Annotated in this window: 16 protein-coding genes and 1 tRNA gene; 9 read left to right on the top strand and 8 right to left on the bottom strand. The window is 70.6% G+C overall.

The window, feature by feature from the left end; translation table 11 throughout:
- Positions 1–30: 30 nt before the first annotated feature.
- Both OWM54_RS34550 and OWM54_RS34545 read right to left on the bottom strand, forming a co-directional pair.
- On the bottom strand, positions 31–1,473 hold the full coding sequence (locus OWM54_RS34550; RefSeq protein WP_267700204.1) for a protein-disulfide reductase DsbD family protein: 1,443 nt from the start codon (positions 1,471–1,473) through the stop codon (positions 31–33).
- Positions 1,474–1,539: 66 nt separating this feature from the next.
- A complete protein-coding gene (locus tag OWM54_RS34545; RefSeq protein ID WP_141325172.1) occupies positions 1,540–3,366 on the bottom strand; it encodes an SPFH domain-containing protein in 1,827 nt (608 codons plus the stop codon).
- Positions 3,367–3,737: 371 nt separating this feature from the next.
- Here OWM54_RS34545 and OWM54_RS34540 point away from each other — a divergent pair, with 371 nt between their 5' ends.
- The 7 genes from OWM54_RS34540 to OWM54_RS34510 all read left to right on the top strand — a co-directional run bounded on the left by OWM54_RS34540 (position 3,738) and on the right by OWM54_RS34510 (position 9,108).
- Positions 3,738–5,099 carry an IscS subfamily cysteine desulfurase gene (locus OWM54_RS34540; protein WP_223784136.1) on the top strand — a complete coding sequence of 454 codons (1,362 nt, stop codon included), beginning with the start codon at positions 3,738–3,740 and terminating at the stop codon, positions 5,097–5,099.
- A 98-nt stretch (positions 5,100–5,197) separates the two neighbouring features.
- The gene (gene iscU, locus OWM54_RS34535) at positions 5,198–5,599 is read left to right on the top strand and encodes a Fe-S cluster assembly scaffold IscU (protein ID WP_015351027.1); all 402 of its coding nucleotides are present in this window, start codon (positions 5,198–5,200) and stop codon (positions 5,597–5,599) included.
- 46 nt (positions 5,600–5,645) lie between these two features.
- Positions 5,646–6,047, top strand: a complete 402-nt coding sequence (locus OWM54_RS34530) for a HesB/IscA family protein (protein WP_141325174.1) — start codon at positions 5,646–5,648, stop codon at positions 6,045–6,047.
- A gap of 115 nt (positions 6,048–6,162) precedes the next feature.
- Positions 6,163–6,711, top strand: coding sequence for a Fe-S protein assembly co-chaperone HscB (gene hscB, locus OWM54_RS34525; protein ID WP_223745614.1), 549 nt, complete (start codon positions 6,163–6,165; stop codon positions 6,709–6,711).
- Positions 6,708–8,552, top strand: a complete 1,845-nt coding sequence (gene hscA, locus OWM54_RS34520) for a Fe-S protein assembly chaperone HscA (RefSeq protein ID WP_267700202.1) — start codon at positions 6,708–6,710, stop codon at positions 8,550–8,552. Before hscB ends, hscA begins: the two co-directional genes overlap by 4 nt.
- Before the next feature lies 1 nt (position 8,553).
- Positions 8,554–8,931: a 2Fe-2S iron-sulfur cluster-binding protein gene (locus OWM54_RS34515; protein WP_046715064.1), complete on the top strand. Its 378-nt coding sequence runs from the start codon at positions 8,554–8,556 to the stop codon at positions 8,929–8,931.
- A gap of 93 nt (positions 8,932–9,024) precedes the next feature.
- Positions 9,025–9,108 (top strand) — tRNA-Leu (locus tag OWM54_RS34510).
- A 75-nt stretch (positions 9,109–9,183) separates the two neighbouring features.
- Here OWM54_RS34510 and OWM54_RS34505 read toward each other — a convergent pair.
- Both OWM54_RS34505 and OWM54_RS34500 read right to left on the bottom strand, forming a co-directional pair.
- Positions 9,184–10,299 (bottom strand): lysylphosphatidylglycerol synthase transmembrane domain-containing protein, encoded by a 1,116-nt coding sequence (locus tag OWM54_RS34505; RefSeq protein WP_267700201.1) that lies wholly within the window; start codon positions 10,297–10,299, stop codon positions 9,184–9,186.
- Entirely contained in the window at positions 10,296–11,843 is a 1,548-nt protein-coding gene (locus tag OWM54_RS34500; RefSeq protein ID WP_267701191.1) for an alkaline phosphatase family protein, read from the bottom strand. The genes OWM54_RS34505 and OWM54_RS34500 overlap by 4 nt, the downstream gene beginning before the upstream one ends.
- Before the next feature lie 182 nt (positions 11,844–12,025).
- Between OWM54_RS34500 and omp85 the strand changes: the two genes are divergently transcribed.
- Together omp85 and OWM54_RS34490 are read left to right on the top strand one after the other, a co-directional pair.
- Positions 12,026–13,198 carry an Omp85 family outer membrane protein gene (omp85, locus tag OWM54_RS34495; protein WP_267700200.1) on the top strand — a complete coding sequence of 391 codons (1,173 nt, stop codon included), beginning with the start codon at positions 12,026–12,028 and terminating at the stop codon, positions 13,196–13,198.
- A 199-nt stretch (positions 13,199–13,397) separates the two neighbouring features.
- A complete protein-coding gene (locus OWM54_RS34490; protein ID WP_223745610.1) occupies positions 13,398–13,805 on the top strand; it encodes a hypothetical protein in 408 nt (135 codons plus the stop codon).
- Between the two features lie 28 nt (positions 13,806–13,833).
- Here the strand turns inward: OWM54_RS34490 and OWM54_RS34485 are convergent, their stop codons facing one another.
- From OWM54_RS34485 to OWM54_RS34470, 4 genes are read right to left on the bottom strand one after another with little or no spacing between them, the layout of a single operon-like run.
- A complete protein-coding gene (locus OWM54_RS34485; RefSeq protein ID WP_267700199.1) occupies positions 13,834–14,913 on the bottom strand; it encodes a mevalonate kinase in 1,080 nt (359 codons plus the stop codon).
- Positions 14,913–15,902: a diphosphomevalonate decarboxylase gene (mvaD, locus tag OWM54_RS34480; RefSeq protein ID WP_141325180.1), complete on the bottom strand. Its 990-nt coding sequence runs from the start codon at positions 15,900–15,902 to the stop codon at positions 14,913–14,915. The genes OWM54_RS34485 and mvaD overlap by 1 nt, the downstream gene beginning before the upstream one ends.
- Before the next feature lie 8 nt (positions 15,903–15,910).
- Positions 15,911–16,843 carry a mevalonate kinase gene (gene mvk / locus OWM54_RS34475; RefSeq protein WP_141325181.1) on the bottom strand — a complete coding sequence of 311 codons (933 nt, stop codon included), beginning with the start codon at positions 16,841–16,843 and terminating at the stop codon, positions 15,911–15,913.
- A gap of 7 nt (positions 16,844–16,850) precedes the next feature.
- A complete protein-coding gene (locus OWM54_RS34470) occupies positions 16,851–18,182 on the bottom strand; it encodes a hydroxymethylglutaryl-CoA reductase, degradative (RefSeq protein ID WP_223745608.1) in 1,332 nt (443 codons plus the stop codon).
- Positions 18,183–18,190 lie beyond the last annotated feature (8 nt).

Here is an 18,190-nt window from a genome sequence, read left to right as displayed (position 1 = left end):
TCGCGTCGTCTCACGAAGCGGACAGCGGACTCAGCAGGAGGCGCCCTCGGTGCAGCGCGCCTTGCGCATCTGCTCGGCGAACGGCACGGGCTCCAGGAAGCCGGTGACGCGCGGGCGCTTGAGCTCCGTGCCCGTCTGCGACACGAAGGCCACCGTGGGCAGGCCCTCCACGCCGAAGCGCTCCATCAGCGCGTCGAGCGCGTCGTCGCTGTTCGTCGCGTCGATCTTGATGGTGAGGAACTGCCCCTCGGACGACTGCGAGATGACCTGCGGCGCCGGGTACGTCTCGCGGTCCAGCTCCTTGCAGGCCGCGCACCAGTCCGCGAAGAAGTCGATGAGCACCGGCCGCCCCTCGGCCTTCGCCTGGGCCAGCACCTGGTCGAACGCCTCGCGGGAGAAGGTCGCCTTCTTCGCGGGCATCACGTGGTCCCACGCCCACGTCGGCGCACGCGGACGCTCGGCCATGCCCAGGCGCACCCACAGCTCACCCACCGGGCCCGCGTCCAGCGCGCCGCCGCGCACCATCAGCGCCACCACCACCAGCGCCACACCGAACGCCTTGAACGAGAAGTCGCGCGCGCCTTCCTTGAACGAGCGGTGCACCGCGCCCAGGAGCACGCCCACCACCGCGAGCACCCCCGCCAGCGCCGCGCCCGGCAGACGCCCCAGCTCCGCGCCCGCCGCCTTCACCACGTCACGCGCCCACGGCGACGCGTCCTTCAGGTAGCTGAACGCCAGCGCGACGAGCATGATGCCCAGCACGCTCTTCACCCACTCCATCCACACGCCGCTCTTGGGCAGCCGCACCGTGGACACACCGAGGATGAAGAACGGCACACCGATGCCCAAGGCGTAGATGAACAGCAGCGACGCGCCGAGCGTCACGTTCGCCGTCTTCGCCACGAAGGCGAGCAGCCCCGTGAGCACCGGCCCCGTGCACGGCGCCGCCAGGAAGCCCGACACGCTGCCCATCAGGAACGCGCCCGCCACCCCCGCGCCGCCCACCGAGTTCAGCCGCGTCTGCAGCCCCGACGGCAGCGCCAGCTCGAACGCGCCGAACATCGACGAGGCGAGCAACAGCAGGAACACCGCCAGCCCCGTCACCACCGCGGGGTGCCCCAACATCGAGCCGAACGCCTGGCCCGTCTTCGCCGCCAGGATGCCCAGCCCGCTGAACACCACGCCCATGCCCACGATGTAGGACGTGGTGAGCAGCATCGCCTTGCCCCGGCTCTCCGCCTTGCGGGCGCCGAAGACGGAGACCGTGATGGGGATGAGCGGGTAGACGCAGGGCGTCAGCGCGGTGAGCAACCCGCCGCCGAAGACGATGGCCGCGCCGAGGAAGAGGCTGCCGGACTCCAGGAAACGCGCCGCGTCGAGCTCCGTGCTGGGGCCGGTGGGCAACAGCCACGGCACCACCACCACCGCCACGCCGGCCAGTACGGCCATCAACCCGAGCTTCTTGGCATCCATGCGCGCTCTCTTCCGTCGTCCCCAGCAAAAGGGCCCGCTTTGTATACGCAGGCCCCGGCCCGGGGGCTACTGCGCCGTGGGGGCAAGCGAGGAGGCGGGCACCTTCAGGCCCGCGGACCGCGCCAGCCCCATGACGCCCTCCACCGCGGCGGCGATGTAGCCAAACGGGTTCGCCCCATCCACCGCCGTGACGTGGACCTCGCCCATCTTCTGCTGGAACGCGGCCGCCACCTGGGGGAGCTGCTGCGCCAGCGTCATCTGGATGACCTCCGGGCTGATGGTGTTCTCGATGTCCCGCAGGGCCCGGGCCCGCGACAGCTCCAGCTCCTGCCGCGCGTTCTCCCGCCGCACCTCCAGCTCCGCGATGGCCACCTCCGCCTCCGCGATGCCGCGCCGCGACTGCACCACCTGCAGCTGCGCCTTGAGCTTCTCCACCTCCTGGAGCTGCTCGGCCAGCTGCCCCTCGTGCCGGGCCGCCGCCTGCTCCTGCTCCCGACGCAGCCGCTCCAGCTCCATCTGCGCCAGCGCGTTCTGCTGCTCCTGCTCGCGGCGCAGCCGCTCCAGCTCGATGGCCGCCTTGGCGCTCTCGGTCTCCTGCTCGCGCTGCAGCCGCACCAGCTCGAAGCGCGCCTGGGCGGCCTCGGCCTCCTGCAACAGCTTCTGCTTCTCCAGCTCCAGCTTCGCGCGGCCCACGTCCGCGTCCTGCTCGCGCTTGAGCTTCTCCAGGGCGATGCGCGCGCGGGCCCCCTCCAGCTCCTGCTCGCGCGACAGCTTCTCCATCTCCACCTGCGCGCGGCTCGTCGCCAGCTGCCGCTCGGAGACGATCTTCGCCTCGGCCAGCCGCGCCTCGGCGGTGAGCGCCTCCAGCTTGGCCTGTTCGTCGGCCACCTGCTTCTTCTGACGCACGTCCTGCTCGGCGGCGAGCTTGGTGAGCGCCACCTCGCGCTCCACCGTGGCCTGCTCCTGCTTGAGCGTGCGCTCCTGGGCGAGCTTCGCCTCGGCCACGCGCGCCTCGACGGCCAGCGTCTCCAGCCGCGACTGCTCGTCCGCGGTCTGCCGGCGCTGGCGCACCTCGTCCTCGGCCTCGAGCTTCTGGAGGCTCAGCTGCCGCTCGGCCTCCGTCTCCTCGCGGTGGACGAAGCGCTCCTTGGCCAGCTCCGCCTCGCGGGCCTGGCGCTCCTGCTCGCGGCGGAAGCGCGCCTGCATGTTCTCGAAGACGGTGGACGACAGGACGCGCACGTCCTGGATCTCAATCGTGTCCAGCAGCACGCCCCAGCCCGCGTCCGTCGAGTCCTCCAGGCGCCCCTGCCCCGACAGCACCGGTGCGATCTCGCGCATCAGCTCCGCGGCGATGCCCTCCTTGCGCCGGGACAGGCACTCCTCCACGGAGAGGTTGGCCACCAGCCTGCGCGCGGCGCCCACGAACATCTCGCGCAAGAGCTCCGCCAGCTTCTCCTGCGCCCGCTCCGGGAAGGAGAAGTTCAGCATGCGGAAGGCCACCAGCGGATCCGCGATGCGGTACACCGCCAGGCCCGTCACCTGCACGCCCACCTTCTCGCTCGTCACCTGGTCCGCGGTGAACTGCAGCCGCTGGATGCTGGTGGGGACGATCGCCACCGAGTCGCCCGGCAGCTTGAAGCAGCTGGCCCCCTGGCCGCTGATGTCGCGCACGCGGCCGCGGCGCATGTGGACCAGGAACTCGCTCGGCCGGGCGGTGATGAGGCCCCAGCGCTTCATCTTCTCCGGGTCCTCCGCGGGCTTCCCCGCACGCCAGCCGTCCGAGTAACGGTTCTTATCCATCCCCCCACCGCCCCCCTCCATCCGGACGAGCTGTGCACGGCCCTGCTCTGTCGACTCCGACGACTCCTTCACCCGCTTCGCGTTCGCGCTCATGCCTGCCTCCTGGCGACGCGCCCCGGTTGCAGCCCCCCGGCCAGCCCCACGCCCCTCGGGAAATCAGCCGCTTGCGCGCGATGAGGCCCCCGCCTCGCCCCATTCCGGACCACCCCGCGCCAGGACGGCCCACCCGGGTTGATCCACCCCGGCGCAGCCGTTCCAACGCCGACAGCCCCTCCTTCCGGCCAGTCCCAGCGGGTCTCCCGTACGCCTTATGTTCGCTTGACCCGAGGGCACCCGATTTTATAATTGACCAGTCCGGTCCACATTCATGTGAGACGGTGTATGCCCGCCGCAGCGCGCCCCCTGGGTGGCGCCGGGGTGCGGGGGCAGTCGCAAGCCCCTTCAGGAAGGTGTGGGACGCAATGGTGAAGCTGCCGATCTACATGGACAACCACGCCACCACGCCGCTGGACCCGCGCGTGCTGGACGTGATGCTCCCCTATCTGCGCGAGGACTTCGGCAACGCGTCCAGCCGCAACCACGTGTTCGGCTGGAAGGCCGAGGCGGCGGTGAAGAAGGCCCGGCAGCAGGTGGCGGAGCTCATCGGCGCGACGGAGCAGGAGATCGTCTTCACCTCCGGCGCCACCGAGTCCGACAACCTGGCCATCAAGGGGGTCATCGAGTACTACAAGTCGAAGGGTGACCACATCATCACCCTGAAGACCGAGCACAAGGCCATCCTGGACACCTGCAAGCGCCTGGAGCGCGTGCGCCAGGAGCGCCTGGACGAGCTCAAGCTCTTGCGCCTGTCGCAGCTCGCCGAGCGCGACGTGTCGCCCGAGGAGGTGACGGAGCTCTCCGCGAAGCATGATTTGGAGAACGACGCGACGTACAAGAAGTGGGCGGACCTGCCCACCGGCGGCGCGCGCGTGACGTACCTGGACGTGGAGCAGGACGGCCGGGTCAACCTGGAGAAGCTCGAGGAGGCGATGACGCCTCGCACGGTGCTGGTCTCCATCATGTTCGCCAACAACGAGATTGGCGTGGTGCAGCCCATCGCGGAGATTGGCGCGCTGTGCCGCAAGAAGGGCATCCTCTTCCACTGCGACGCGGTGCAGGGCATCGGCAAGGTGCCCTTCGATGTCGAGGCCATGAAGGTGGACCTGGCCTCCATCACCTCGCACAAGATGTACGGCCCCAAGGGCATCGGCGCGCTGTACGTGCGCCGCAAGCCGCGCGTGCGCATCGCCCCCATCATCGACGGCGGCGGCCATGAGCGCGGCATGCGCTCGGGCACGCTCAACGTGTCGGCCATCGTCGGCTTCGGCCACGCGGCGCAGCTGGCGCGCGAGGAGCTGGCCGAGGAGTCCGCGCGGATCCTCCGGCTGCGCGAGAAGCTGCGCAAGGGCCTCACGGACGCGCTGGACATGACCATCATCAACGGCTCGCTGGAGCACCGCCTGCCGGGCAACCTCAACATCTCCTTCGCCCACGCCGAGGGCGAGTCCCTGATGATGGGCATCAAGGACGTGGCGGTGTCGTCCGGCTCCGCGTGCACGTCCGCCTCGCTGGAGCCCTCGTATGTGCTGCGCGCGCTGGGCGTGGATGAGGAGCTGGCGCACAGCTCCATCCGCTTCGGCCTGGGGCGCTTCACCACGGAGGAGGAGGTCGACTACGTCGTCCAGCTCGTCGTGGACAAGGTGCGCAAGCTGCGCGACATGAGCCCGCTGTACGAGATGGCCAAGGAAGGCATCGACCTCAAGAGCATCGAGTGGACGGCGCATTAGCGCGCCTTCCCGAGCAATCAGCGGGGCGCATGGCTCCCCGGACGGTGGGCATTGCTCGCCGGAACCTTTGGTGCGAAGCATCGGTTGAAGGAGTTGGCATGGCTTACAGCGACAAGGTCATCGACCACTACGAGAACCCCCGCAACGTCGGGACGATGGACAAGGAAGACCCGAACGTCGGCACGGGTCTGGTCGGCGCGCCCGCGTGCGGCGACGTGATGCGCCTGCAGCTGAAGATCTCGGACGACGGCCTCATCGAGGACGCGCGGTTCAAGACCTTCGGCTGTGGCTCCGCCATCGCGTCCTCGTCGCTCGTCACCGAGTGGGTGAAGGGCAAGACGGTGGACCAGGCGATGACCATCTCCAACAAGGACGTGGCCCGGGAGCTCGCGCTGCCGCCGGTGAAGATCCACTGCTCGGTCCTCGCCGAGGACGCCATCAAGGCGGCCATCGAGGACTTCAAGAAGAAGCGCGCCGCGCGCAAGGCCCAGGCATCTTGAGTCCTGGGAGCACGGTGCTCTCCACATGACTCCAGGAGGTGAACCCATGAGCGAACAGGCGACCCAGCAGATGACGCCCGGCCCGGTGGCCAACGCGGCGCCCGTGGCCAAGGCCGCCCCCAAGGGCATCGTCGTGGCGGACAGCGCCGTGGCGCGGCTCAAGGAGCTCCTGGAGCAGCGCCAGACGCCCGAGGCCGGCCTGCGGCTGGCCGTGAAGGGCGGCGGGTGCTCGGGCCTCCAGTACTCCATGGAGTGGTCCGAGAAGGCCCGCGAGCGCGACAAGATCTTCGAGAAGGACGGCGTGCGCGTCTTCGTGGACCCGAAGAGCTACCTGTACCTCATCGGCACGGAGCTGGTCTTCGAGCAGACGCTCATGGCCTCCGGCTTCAAGCTCAACAACCCCAACATCAAGGCCGCGTGCGGCTGCGGAGAGAGCTTCTCCGTCTGACGTGGGGACAGCCCTCGTCCCTCGCCTCGCGCGGGGGACCTTCAGTCACGCGGGGTCCGGCCAGCCGCCGGGCCCCTTTCGTTTATCCGCCCCCTGCCCCCATGGAGCACACCGAGTGAGGACCCACTTCGACGTCTTCGGGCTGCCGCGCGCCTATGACGTGGACGTGCCGGCGCTGGAGAAGCAGTACCGCGAGCTGTCGCTCCAGCTGCATCCGGACCGCGTGGCCCAGGCCGACGCGCGCGAGCGCCTCAAGGCCCTGGAGGGCACCACCGCCCTCAACGAGGCCTTCAAGGCGCTCAAGGACCCGGTGCGCCGCGCCTTCTACCTGCTCAAGCTCCACGGCGTGGACCTGGACCGAGAGGACGCGGGCGCGCAGAAGGACATGCCCCTGGAGTTCCTCGAGGAGGTCATGGAGCTGCGCGAGGCGCTCGACACCGCGATGGAGAAGAAGGACCTGGCGCGGGTGCAGGCCATGGGCACCCAGGTGGAGGGGCGGCGCAAGGCGGCGCTCGACGAGGCGGCCGGTGCCCTGCGCGCCCTGGAGGGCGAGGGTGACTCACAGTCTCCGGTGAGAAAGGCGTCGCATGCCCTGGGTCGGGTGCGCTACTTCACGCGCTTTCTCGAGCAGGTGGAAGCGTTCGAGGAGGAGAGTCTGTCGTGAGCAAGAACGGCTACCTGCAGATCCATGATCCGCTCAAGCCCAAGGGCCAGGCGGTGGGCATCGACCTGGGCACCACCCACTCGCTGGTGGCGGCGGTGACGCAGGGCAAGCCCCGCTGCGTCCCGGTGGACGAGGGCGACTCGCTGCTCTTGCCCTCCGTGGTGCACTACGGCCAGGACGGCGGCGTGGTGGTGGGCGTCCGGGCTCGCGCTCTCGCGGCCTCGCACCCCACGGACACCATCGCGTCGGTGAAGCGCTTCATGGGCCGAGGCCCCGAGGACGCCGAGACGCGCAAGCTGGGCCACTACAAGTTCGTCCCCGGCGCCAAGGTGGTCCGCTTCGATGTGTCGGGCGGCAACCCGGTGACGCCGATTGAGGTCTCCGGCGAAATCCTGCGTGCGCTGAAGCGCCGCGCCGAGGCGCAGTTCTCCAGCAAGGTGGAGCAGGCCGTCATCACCGTGCCGGCGTACTTCGACGACGCCCAGCGCCAGGCCACCAAGGACGCGGGGCGGCTCGCGGGCCTGGAGGTGCTGCGCCTGCTCAACGAGCCCACCGCCGCCGCGCTCGCGTACGGCCTGGACAAGGGCAGCCAGGGCACCTTCGCCGTCTACGACCTGGGCGGCGGCACCTTCGACATCTCCATCCTCAAGCTGGTGGACGGCGTCTTCGAGGTGAAGTCCACCGGCGGCGATTCGGCCCTGGGCGGCGACGACTTCGACCGGGCGATTGCCACGAAGGTGTTCGAGGCGCTCGGAATCACCGAGCCCTCCCCTGCCCTGGTCGCCGAGGCGCTCGCGTCCTCGCGCAAGGCCAAGGAGGCCCTCACCGACGCTGCCGAGGCCACCGTCACGGTGGATGGCCGGACGCACGCGGTGAAGCGCGCGGACTTCGACGCCTGGATCCAGCCGCTGGTGGCGAAGACGGGCATCGTGTGCCGCCGGGCCCTGAAGGACGCGGGCGTGGCGGCGGGCGAGCTGGACGGCGTCATCCTGGTGGGCGGCTCCACGCGTGTGCCGGCGGTGCGCCGCTTCGTGGCGGAGATGTTCGGCCGCGAGCCGCTGGGCGACATCGACCCGGACCAGGTGGTGGCGCTGGGCGCCGCGGTGCAGGCGGACCTGCTCACCAACGCGGACCGGCAGGACGAGGTGCTGCTCTTGGACGTGATTCCGCTGTCGCTCGGGCTCGAGACGATGGGCGGCATCACCGAGAAGCTCATCCAGCGCAACTCCACCATCCCCACCGCGGCGGCGCAGGTGTTCACCACGTTCAAGGACGCGCAGACGGGCCTGGACGTGCACGTGGTGCAGGGCGAGCGGGAGCTGGTGGAGGACAACCGCAGCCTCGCGCGCTTCACGCTCTCCGGCATCCCCCCGCTCGCCGCCGGCATGGCGCGCGTGGAGGTGCGCTTCCAGGTGGACGCCGACGGCATCCTCTCCGTCTCCGCGAAGGAGCAGAGCACCGGCGCCACCCAGTCCATCACCGTCAAGCCCAGCCACGGCCTCACCGAGGATGAAATCGAGCGGATGCTGCTCGACTCCATCGAGTACGCCGAGGACGACATCCAGGCCCGGCAGCTGCGCGAGCAGCGCGTGGACGCCGAGCGCGTGCTGGCCGAGGCGGACCGTCAGCTGGGCGAGCACGCCTCGCTGCTCCAGGACGGGGAGAAGGCCACCATCGACGCGGCCATCGCCCGCGTGCGAGAGGCGGCCCAGGGCAACGACTACCTGAAGCTCAAGGAGGCCGTGCACGCCCTGGACGAGACGTCCCGGCCCTTCATCGAGCGGGTGATGAACAAGGCCATCACCCAGGTTGTCGCTGGCCACTCGGTGGAGGAGTACTGACGTGCCCAAGGTCACCTTCAAGAGCCCGCTGGCCGAGGTCAGCGTGGACGTCCCCCCCGGGACCATCCTCCTGGACGCCGCCGAACAGTCGGGGGCCCAGGTGGGCCACAGCTGTGGCGGGGTCTGCGGCTGCTCCACCTGTCACATCTGGGTCCGCAAGGGCCTGGACTCGCTCAGCGAGCAATCGGACGCGGAGGCGGACCGGTTGGACATGGGGTTCGACGTGCGTCCGTACTCCCGGTTGAGCTGCCAGACGGAGGTCAGCCAGGAGGACGTGGTGGTCGAAATCACCGAGGAGTCCCTCACGGCCTTCATGGACGAGAACCCGGTCATCCGCCGGGCCCTGGAGGCCGAGGGGAAATGGCCGCTGAAGAAGTGAGGTTGTTACGTAGTTCTTGACGAGCCGGGGCAGGACACCTATATGTCCGCCCCATCGCAGCGACGCCACGGCGCCGAGGCGGTGAAGCCACCTGCCCAGGTGGTGGAATTGGTAGACACACTAGATTCAGGGTCTAGCGCCTGCAAGGGCATGGAGGTTCGAGTCCTCTCCTGGGCACAAAGTCGATAAGGGGTCCCGGTTTCAAACCGGGGCCCCTTTTCGCTTTTCAGGGGTCCGCGCTTCGCGCCCGGCTCACTGTGGCGCCGGCTCCACCGCTTCATGCGCCACGTGCTGCGCGGCCTCGCGCGCCAGGCTGCCGCCCTTCCTCAGGTCGCGGATTCGAATCTTCCGGATGTAGACGGAGACGGCGCCCACGCCGGCCTGGCTGAACACCGTGCCCAGGTGGGTGAGCGTGGCGAACGCGGCCGCGTCCTCGGGGGTGGCGCCCAGGCTGCGGGCCGCCCAGCTGGTGACGAAGTAGTAGATGCCCATGCCCGCGGGCACGCCCGGGAGCGCCTGCCCCAGGGAGATGGCGCCCAGCACCACCGCGCCCGCGAAGAGGCCGCCGGAGATGCCGATGCCATGGAGCGCCAGCCCGTAGGCCAGCGCCGACGCGAGCACCGGGCCCACCGAGTAGAAGAGCACCTTGCCCATGCCGATGAACGAGCGCGCGGAGCCCAGCCCGTCGCTGACGTGGTGGAGGAAGCCCTCCAGCCGCGGGAAGCGGTGGCGCCGGTGCAGCGCGTTCGCCAGCGGGAGCGACCAGTGGGCCAGCAGCACCACGAGCGCGACGAGCCCCACGCACAGGGACACCGCCACCTTCAGCTGCCCCTGGAAGCGCGTGAGGGTGGAGCCGAAGGGCCCCAGCAGCGACAGCGTCACCAGCATCATCAGCGCGGCGAACTCCATCAGCTTGCCGACGGCGACGGTGCCCAGGCAGCGCAGGAACGGGATGCGCTCGGTGCGCGACAGCAGGAACGAGCGGAGGATGTCGCCCAGCTTCCCCGGCAGCGCGTTGTGGACGAACGCGCCGATGGCCACCAGGTGGTAGCGCTCGCGGAAGGGCACGCGCTTGCGCAGGGTGCTCTGCCACTGCACCGCGCGCAGCGGGATGATGGAGCCCTGCAGCATGACGAAGGGCAGCAGCCACACCAGGTGACCGGGCAAGTCCCTCAGGAAGTCGTCCAGCGGGAAGCGCGGCTGCAGCAGGGGGCCTGGGCCCTTCGGGTTCCAGTGGAAGAAGGCCGTGGAGAGCAGGACGACGGACAGCACCAGCCCCACCACGCCGAGCAGCACCTTGGGCAGGCTCAGGCCCCGCGCGGACGGCCTGGGCCACACGGCCTTCGTGCGACGCCCAGGGGCCTTCATTGCACCCACCTCAAGCGAGGCGCCTGCCGCACATAGACCTCCGCGAGCCGGTCATGCAGTTGGGCGCAGTGCCCCAGTCCGGACAGGTCCACCGGCGCGTTCGTGGGCCAGCACACCAGGCTGTTGGCCTCCGTGCGCGTCAGCCCGCCGTGCGAGCCGAACTCCCACGCGAAGCCCACCGTGCCGCCCCGGCGCACCGCCTCTCCGAAGACGACCAGGTCTCCCGCCGTCGTCATCGCCGGCAGCCCTCGCAGGAAGTCCGCCACCGCGCGGCGGCTGAACTCGGGTGACAGCGGCGCGCGCTCCACCTCGTCCGGGCCGTACACGCCGCCGCGAATCACCGCCACCGCGGAGCGACCTCGTCTCAGCGCGATGATGCCGATGTCCTCGCTGCGCGTGGCGCGTGCCAGCACCTCCGGATGTCGCGCGAGCAGCGCGCGAGCCTCCAGCGGCTCTCGCGCACCGGAGAGATAGACGTGCGCGAAGTTGCCGCACTCGACGATGACGGGCTCGAAGGGCGCGCTCGGCACCGAGTCCTGAAGCGGACGTCCGTCGCGCAGTCCGCGCACCACGTCCTCGGCCAGCTCGCCGGGGGAGCCCTCGAGGAGCAGCGACTCCAGTCGTCGTCCCTGGCGCTGCTCCAACGGCAGGCTGTCCACGTGGCCGTGGTCCGACAGGATGACGACGTCGTAGGGGCGCTCCACCGATTGGGACATCGCGTACAGGTCCTCGAGGTACCCGTCCACGCGGTGCAGCTCCGCCAGCGCCAGCTCCGAGCGAGGTCCCCGACGATGGGCCACCTCGTCGTAGTTTCCGAACACCAGGTAGATGGCGGGCACGCCGCGCACCATGTCCACCAGCGCCTTGGTGTACGCGAAGCTCCAACCCAGCCGCTGCAACAACACGCGGCTGACGAGGAAGGACTGCTCGTGCCGCCAGTCGTGCAGCGCGTGGGCCCAGTGGGCCACCTCGCGCGCCGAGCGCCACGTGTCCATGCCGAACGCGCCGAGGAAGTCCCAGAGGCCGCGCGTGCGCCCCGCCGACAGGCCCATCATCTCGTACGAGAACGCGCGCGACATCTGCTTGAAGCTCGCCAGCGTGCTCATGCTGAGCGCGTTCCGGGCGCCCGCGCGGAACAGCGAGAAGTAGCCGTGGCCGCCTCCATCCAACAGGCTCTCGCGCCCCTGGCCTCGCAGGCGCTCGTCGATGACGTGTGCATCCGTGGGCGTGCTCATCCGCACCTGTCGTCCCAGCTCCCTGTCGAACCAGGAATATGCGGGCAGGTTCGAATTCCGCAGGCCGTACAGGAGCCCCGCCTGGAAGTACGGCGTGGAGGTGGGCGCGCCCCAGAAGGCGTCATCCAATTGAAACGTGCCGGAGCGGATGAGTCGTGAGACGAACGGGAGCTTGCCGGCGACAATCGCCTCGTCCAGCAGGGCCTTGGGTACGCCGTCGAGGTGGATGAGCAGCAGATTCCTGCGCCGATGCGCCGCTGCGGGCGGAACTTTCGTTCCAATCCGCCGCGCGAGCCCATGGGCCCACATCCAGGACGCCGGAGTAATCACACCACTCACGTTGACGCCTCCCCTCCCTCACCCGCCAGAATGAGCACTCGGGGGGACGGCCGCCTTCAGTCGAAGGCAGCCCTCCTGGAAAGCAGGCGGGCAGGTAGCGCCGTCCTTCTGTCGGGATGGTTCCGACTCAGAGAGACGTCACCACGGTCCCCATGCTCCTTCCCGCTGTCCTCCTCGTCGTGCTCGGCGCCGCTCCGGTGAAGTCGCCTTCCCGTCCGGCGCCCGGGCTGCCTCAAACGAAGGCGGACTCCGGCTCGGACATCATCGCCCTGCCGATGATGACGTTCAGCTCGGACCACGGCATCAGCTACGGCGCCGTCGGCGGCATCTACCTGTACGGCCCCGGCAAGACGCCGTACGCGCACGGCATCGGCGCGCAGGTGCTCTTCAGCAGCCGCGGCGTGCAGAGCCACTACGTGCGCTACGACGGGCCCCGGCTCATTGGCCCGCTGCGCCTGGAGGCCGGCCTGGAGTACAGGCGCGAGCTGAAGAGCCCCTTCTTCGGCGCGGGCAACCTCTCGGCGCCCGACTTCCGGGGCGACCTGGACAACGAGCGCTACACCTTCGACAAGGGCGCGCCGGGCGGCTGGTTCCGGCTGCGGGGGCGGCCCTTCGGTCCCACCCATCCGCTCCAGTCCTACGTGGGCTATGCGCTGCGCTACACCAGCGTGGACACGTACGACGAATCGATGCTCCACCAGCAGCGTCCGCTGGGCATCGAGGGCGGCATGACGGGGCAGCTGCTCGTGGGCGCGCTGTGGGACACGCGCGACGACGAGACGGACCCGCTGGAGGGCGGCGTGGAGGAGATCGCCCTGCGCGTCTCCGGCATGGCCACCGGCAGCCGGTACCAGTACGCGGGCATCACCTTGAGCGAGCGGCGCTACCTCAAGCTGTCGTCACGGCTGACGCTGGCGCAGCGGCTGACGTTGGACATGCTCTTCGGCGAGGTGCCGTTCTTCGAGTGGAGCAACACCGGCGGCGTCAACGTGTCGGAGGGCATCGGCGGGATGAGCAGCGTGCGCGGCATCGAGCGCAACCGCTTCTCCGGCAACGTGAAGGCCTTCAGCAACACGGAGCTGCGCTACCACGTCGCCAACCTCCAGGTGTTCGGCAAGAGCATGAAGGTGGGCGCGGTGATGTTCCTGGACCTGGGCCGCGTGTGGCACCCGGGCGTGCCCGACGGCAAGTGGCACGAGTGGCACCCGGGCATCGGCGGAGGCCTGCGCCTCATGCGCCGCGCCGCCGTGGTCCGCATGGACTACGCGCGCTCCACCGAGACGGGACGCCAGCGCGTCTACATCACCTTCGGCCACATGTTCTGACGCTTGCTCTCCATGACGCCGCGCGCTGTCTTCAACGCTGCGAGTCAAGCTCCGCGTGAGGCATGACAGAACCATGACAAAGGCATGGAGTCGTCATGGACCTTCCGACACCACCCCCGCTGTAGGTTGGCTGCAATCGCTGACCTGCAACGGGGCTTCTTCCATGCGTGTCATCTCCCCTGGCCTCCTCGTGGCGGCCGTGACGGAACTCTCCTTGTCGCGGAGCGCGAAGCTGGTCCGGCTCAAGGACGTCATCGCCTGGTGTGAGTGGAACGGCGTCGACTACGAGGGGACGGGCGGCAAGCAGCAGGCGCTGTGGGACGCGGACCGTGACGAGGCCCAGGGCCAGCACCGGCTGCTGAAGTTCAAGAGCGGTGAGTGCAAGCAGTCGCGCGCGGGCTGGGCGCTCATCGCCCACGGCGAGAAGGCGCGCGAGGCCGCCACCCAGCTGGGCTGGCGGGAGCAGCTGTGGGACGGCGAGAAGTGGGACTGGCTCGGCGGCAACGCCCCCGTGGTGGCCCGGCGCCCCAACGCCCGGCGCGCGCGCGCGAGCAACGAGCCCACCCAGGAGCTCCTCGACGAGGGGCCGCGCCTCTCGGTCGGCTGATGCCTGAGGGGCCCACCGGGGCCCCGCTTCAGACGAGCGCGTCCACCCAGGCCCGCAGGCGCGCGTCCAGGTGCGCCTCGCCGCGGACGCCGGGCTCCGGCTCCAGCAGCAGCGTGTGGAAGCCGCGCGCCTCCAGGCCCTCACACAGCTCGGCGCGGGCCGCCACGTCCGGCGCGAAGAGGATGCAGCCGTCGCCTCCGCCCGCGCCGGACAGCTTCCCGACACCACCGTAGGCCGCCGCCAGCGACAGCACGCGGCGCATGCCCTCGGTCTCCAGCGGGCCCAGCTCCAGCAGCAGCGCGTGCTGGGCCTTCACCGCCTCGGAGAACGCCCGGAAGTCCCAGCCGGCGAGCCCGTCCTCCACCGCCTGCCCCACCGCGTCCGAGCGCGCGACGAAGGCCTGACGGCCCCGCTCCTCCAGCCGCGCCTCCACCTGGCCGATGAGCACCCGCGTGGAGGCGCTCTCGCCCGTGAAGGCATACGCCATGGGCACCCGGGGCGGAGGCAGCCGCCAGACGTCGACGGACGCGGACTCCGTCATGGCCGCGCTCAGTCGGCCGCTGTTGCTCGCCTCCACCAGCGCCGCCACGTCGTAGCGCCGGTAGCGCAGCACGCCGCCCGCGAAGCTCGTCGCCACGTCCCCGCCGCTGCCCTTGCCGCCCTGCCCCTGCGTGTGCGCCAGCAGCGCCAGCTTCAGCGCGTCGTAGCGCTCGTCCAGCACCCAGCGCGCGGCCTCCGACGCCAGCACCGTGGCGCAGGCGCTGCCGCCCATGCCCAGCTTCTGGCCGTTGGGCCCCACCGCCGAGGGCGCCACCGCGAAGTCGAAGCCCTGGCTCGCCCGGCCGTGCGCGCGCAGCGCCTCGTCCAGCGTGCGCGCCACGAAGGAGAAGCCCGCCGGCACGTCGCGCTCCCAGCGGACCCCGCGCGGCGTCATGCTCCCGGCGAGCGTCCCCTCCTCCAGGCAGACGTGCACGCGCGCGTCCTCGCGCCGCCGCACGTAGGCGTGCGTGCGGGGCGCCACCGCCACCAGCCGCGCCACCCCACCCCACAGCACCGCGTACTCGCCGGAGACGAACAGCTTGCCCGGAGCCGAGAGCGCGCGCTCCATCAGAAGAGGTGCTCCGACTTCAGCGTCGCGTCACCACCGGGCACGCAGCGAATCACGTCCAGCGCGCCGCACGCGCGGGCCAGCGCCTCCGCCGCCACCTCGTTCGCCGCGTCCGTCAGCAGCACCGGGTTGGGGCCCGCGTCCAGCGTGAACCAGACGGGCACGCCCTTCTTGCGGTGCTCACGCAGGTGGTGGATGAGCCCCACCGTGGCCGCGTTCAGGTAGCAGAGCGGCGGGTCGGCCGCGAGCGACGTGGAATGCATCCGCCAGGCGTTGCGCTCACACATCTCGCCCAGCGCCTGCAAGTCCCGACGGGCGATGTACTCGCGCGCGCGGGGCACCTCCGCCTCCGCGTCCTTCACCCAGGCCGCGTAGTAGGGGCTGGTCTCCACCGCCTGCTTCATCCCGTCGCGCGACTTCACGTCCTTCTCGCCGCGGTCCAGGATGGCCACCACCATGCGCAGCTCCGGCCAGTGCGCGGCGTCGAAGCGCTGCACCGCGAAGCTGTCGTCGCCGTCCGGGCGCTCACCGCGCTGCCACTCGCAGAAGCCGCCCTGCACGCTGCGGCACGCCGAGCCGCTGCCCAGCCGGGCCAGGATGCTCTCCGCCTTCGTGTCGCGGGGAAGGCCCGCCGCCGCGCGCCCCGCCACCGCCAGCGCCGCGAAGCCCGCCGCGCTGCTGGCCAGGCCCGCCGCCATGGGGAAGTCGCCACGCGAGACGACCTTCGCCGGGCCCAGGGACTTGTCGCCGGCCTGCGCGCGCACGGACTCCAACAGGCGCAGCACCCGCTCGCGCTCGCTGCCCTTGGCGACGTGGCCGTTGAGCTCCACCGCGTCCGTGGGGACGCCGAACTCCACCGTCGTCGTCACCGACAGCGGGGAGAGCGTCAGCGACAGGCTGGACTGGTGCGGCAGGATGAGGGCGTCGTCCCGCTTCCCCCAGTACTTCACCAGGGCGATGTTGGGATGCGCCAGGACAGTGGCTTTCATGGGGACACCTAGGTCGCTCGCGGACCCGCGAGCTGGCTGCTGAAGCAGCGCACGCCGAGCCGGGTGAGCTGGTCCACCGCGGGCTCGGGTTCGAGGAACAGACCGACCACGGCCCCGCCGTCCCCACCGGCTCCGGTGAGCTTGGCGCCCAGCGCTCCCAGGCCCCGCAGTCGGTACACCATCTCTTCCAATGCCGGCGAGGACAGGCCCAGCGCCGCCAAGAGGCCCTGGTTGACGTTCATCGCGTCGCCCAGGCCCTCCAGGTCACCGGCCTCCACCGCCCGCGCGCCCTCCGACGCCAGCTTCCCCATCTGCGCGAAGAGGCGCTGGTAGCGCTCGGGCCAGCGCGCCTGCCGCTCGCGCAGCGCCCCGACGGTCTTCTTCGTGGGGCTGCGCTCACCGGCCAGCGCCACCACCACGCGCAAGGGACGCGGACTGTCCACCACCTTGCCGCGCCCCACGTCGGAGGAGCCCGGCGCGCGGCGGTACAAGAGCAGCTGCTCCTGGGCGCTGGTGGTGTGGTCCACGCCCGAGGGCGTGCCGTGGAACTCCTGCTCCATCTCCCACGCCAGGCGCCCGGCCTCCTTGGGCGTGGGCTCCCGGCCCGCGGCACAGAGCAACATGCGCGCGCAGGCGACGGACACCGCAGCGGAGCTGCCGAGCCCCGCCGACAGGGGCAGCTCCGGGTCCAACGACACCTTCACGGGAGGCTCGCCCACCAGCCTCGCCGCGCGCAGGAAGGCGCCGGTGAGCTGGGCGCGCTGGGCGCGGCTCATCGTGGCGGGAAGCGTCAGCTGACACTTCCGGGCCGGCACGCCCCGCGCCTTCACCCCCTGCGACAGCGGCCCCGCGAGCGCGGGGTGGCCGTACACCACGCTGTGCTCGCCCAGCAGGATGACCTTGCCGGCGCCGAACGTGGACAGTGGGGGCGAGGTGGCCACGGGCGCGCTAGACGGTGGTACCGGTGGTGGCGGCCTTGGCGTCCTCGGCGGACAGGCTGGCGAGAATCTCCCGGGCCTTCTCCACCTTCACGTGGCCCGCCTTCACCAACAGGTCCGCCAGCTTCTCCACCCAGTCGCCGCGCGCGCCGGCCGTCACCGCCACGCAGCGCGCATGCAGCGCCATGTGGCCCTTCTGGATTCCGATGCTGCCCAGCGCCCGGAGCGCCGCGAAGTTCTGCGCCAGCCCCACCGCCGCGAACACCATGGACAGCTCGCGCACGCCCGAGGCGCGCAAGAGCTTGAGCGCCATCTGCACACCGGGGTGCACCTTGATGGGGCCGCCCACCATGCCCAGCGCCATGGGCAGCTCGATGCGGCCCACCAGGTGCCCCTCCTCCAGGTACCAGGTGGACAGCGGACGGTACTGGCCGTTGCGACAGGCGAAGGCGTGCGCGCCGGCTTCGATGGCGCGCCAGTCCTGGCCCGTGGCGATGGCCACCGCGTCGATGCCGTTCATCACGCCCTTGTTGTGCGTGGCCGCGCGGTACGGGTCCGCCTCCGCGAAGCGGCTGGCCTGGGCGATGCCCTCGGCGATGATCTCCCCCGGCATCTCGAAGTCCGCCAGCGCCGCCAGCGGGATGCGGCACGTGGCGCGCGCCAGCCGCCGGTCCGCCAGGTTGGAGAGGATGCGCAGGTACACCTTGCCGCCGGTGATCTGCTCGACGAGCGGCGCCACGCCCTCCGCCACGGTGTTGATGAGGTTGGCCCCCATCGCCTCCTGCGTGTCGATGAGGATGTGCACCACGAGCAGCGGCTCGCCCCTGGGGCCCTCGGGCGCCGGCAGGATGCGCACCTCCACGTCCCGGGCGCCGCCGCCGCGCGCCACCATGGCCGGGTGGAAGCTGTTGGCCAGCGCCAGCAACTGCTCCTTGTGCGCCAGGATCTTCTCGGCCGCCTCCGTCGGGTCGCCGAAGCGCGTCACCTGGATCTGGCCGATCATCATCGACTCGTCCGCCTCGGCGCTGAAGCCACCGTTCTCGCGGACGATCTTCGAGGCGAAGGACACGGCCGCCACGACGGACGGCTCCTCCACCGCCATGGGCACCAGGTAGTCGCGCCCGTTCACCTGGAGGTTGAGCCCCAGGCCCAGCGGCAGGGAGAAGGTCCCCACCGCGTTCTCGATCATCTGATTGGCCAGCACCGGCTGGAGCGCCTCGGTCCCACGGAGCTGCTCCAGGTCCCCGGGCGACAGCCGGAACATGCGGGCGAGCGTCGCGAGGCGCTCGTCCATCGGCAGCTTGTGGAACCCGGATAGCCGGGACGTCACCGTCTCAGACATGATGAGTC

Source organism: Myxococcus sp. MISCRS1, assembly GCF_026626605.1.
Taxonomy (GTDB): Bacteria; Myxococcota; Myxococcia; order Myxococcales; family Myxococcaceae; genus Myxococcus; species Myxococcus fulvus.
This window is presented reverse-complemented; position numbering and strand designations above follow the sequence as displayed.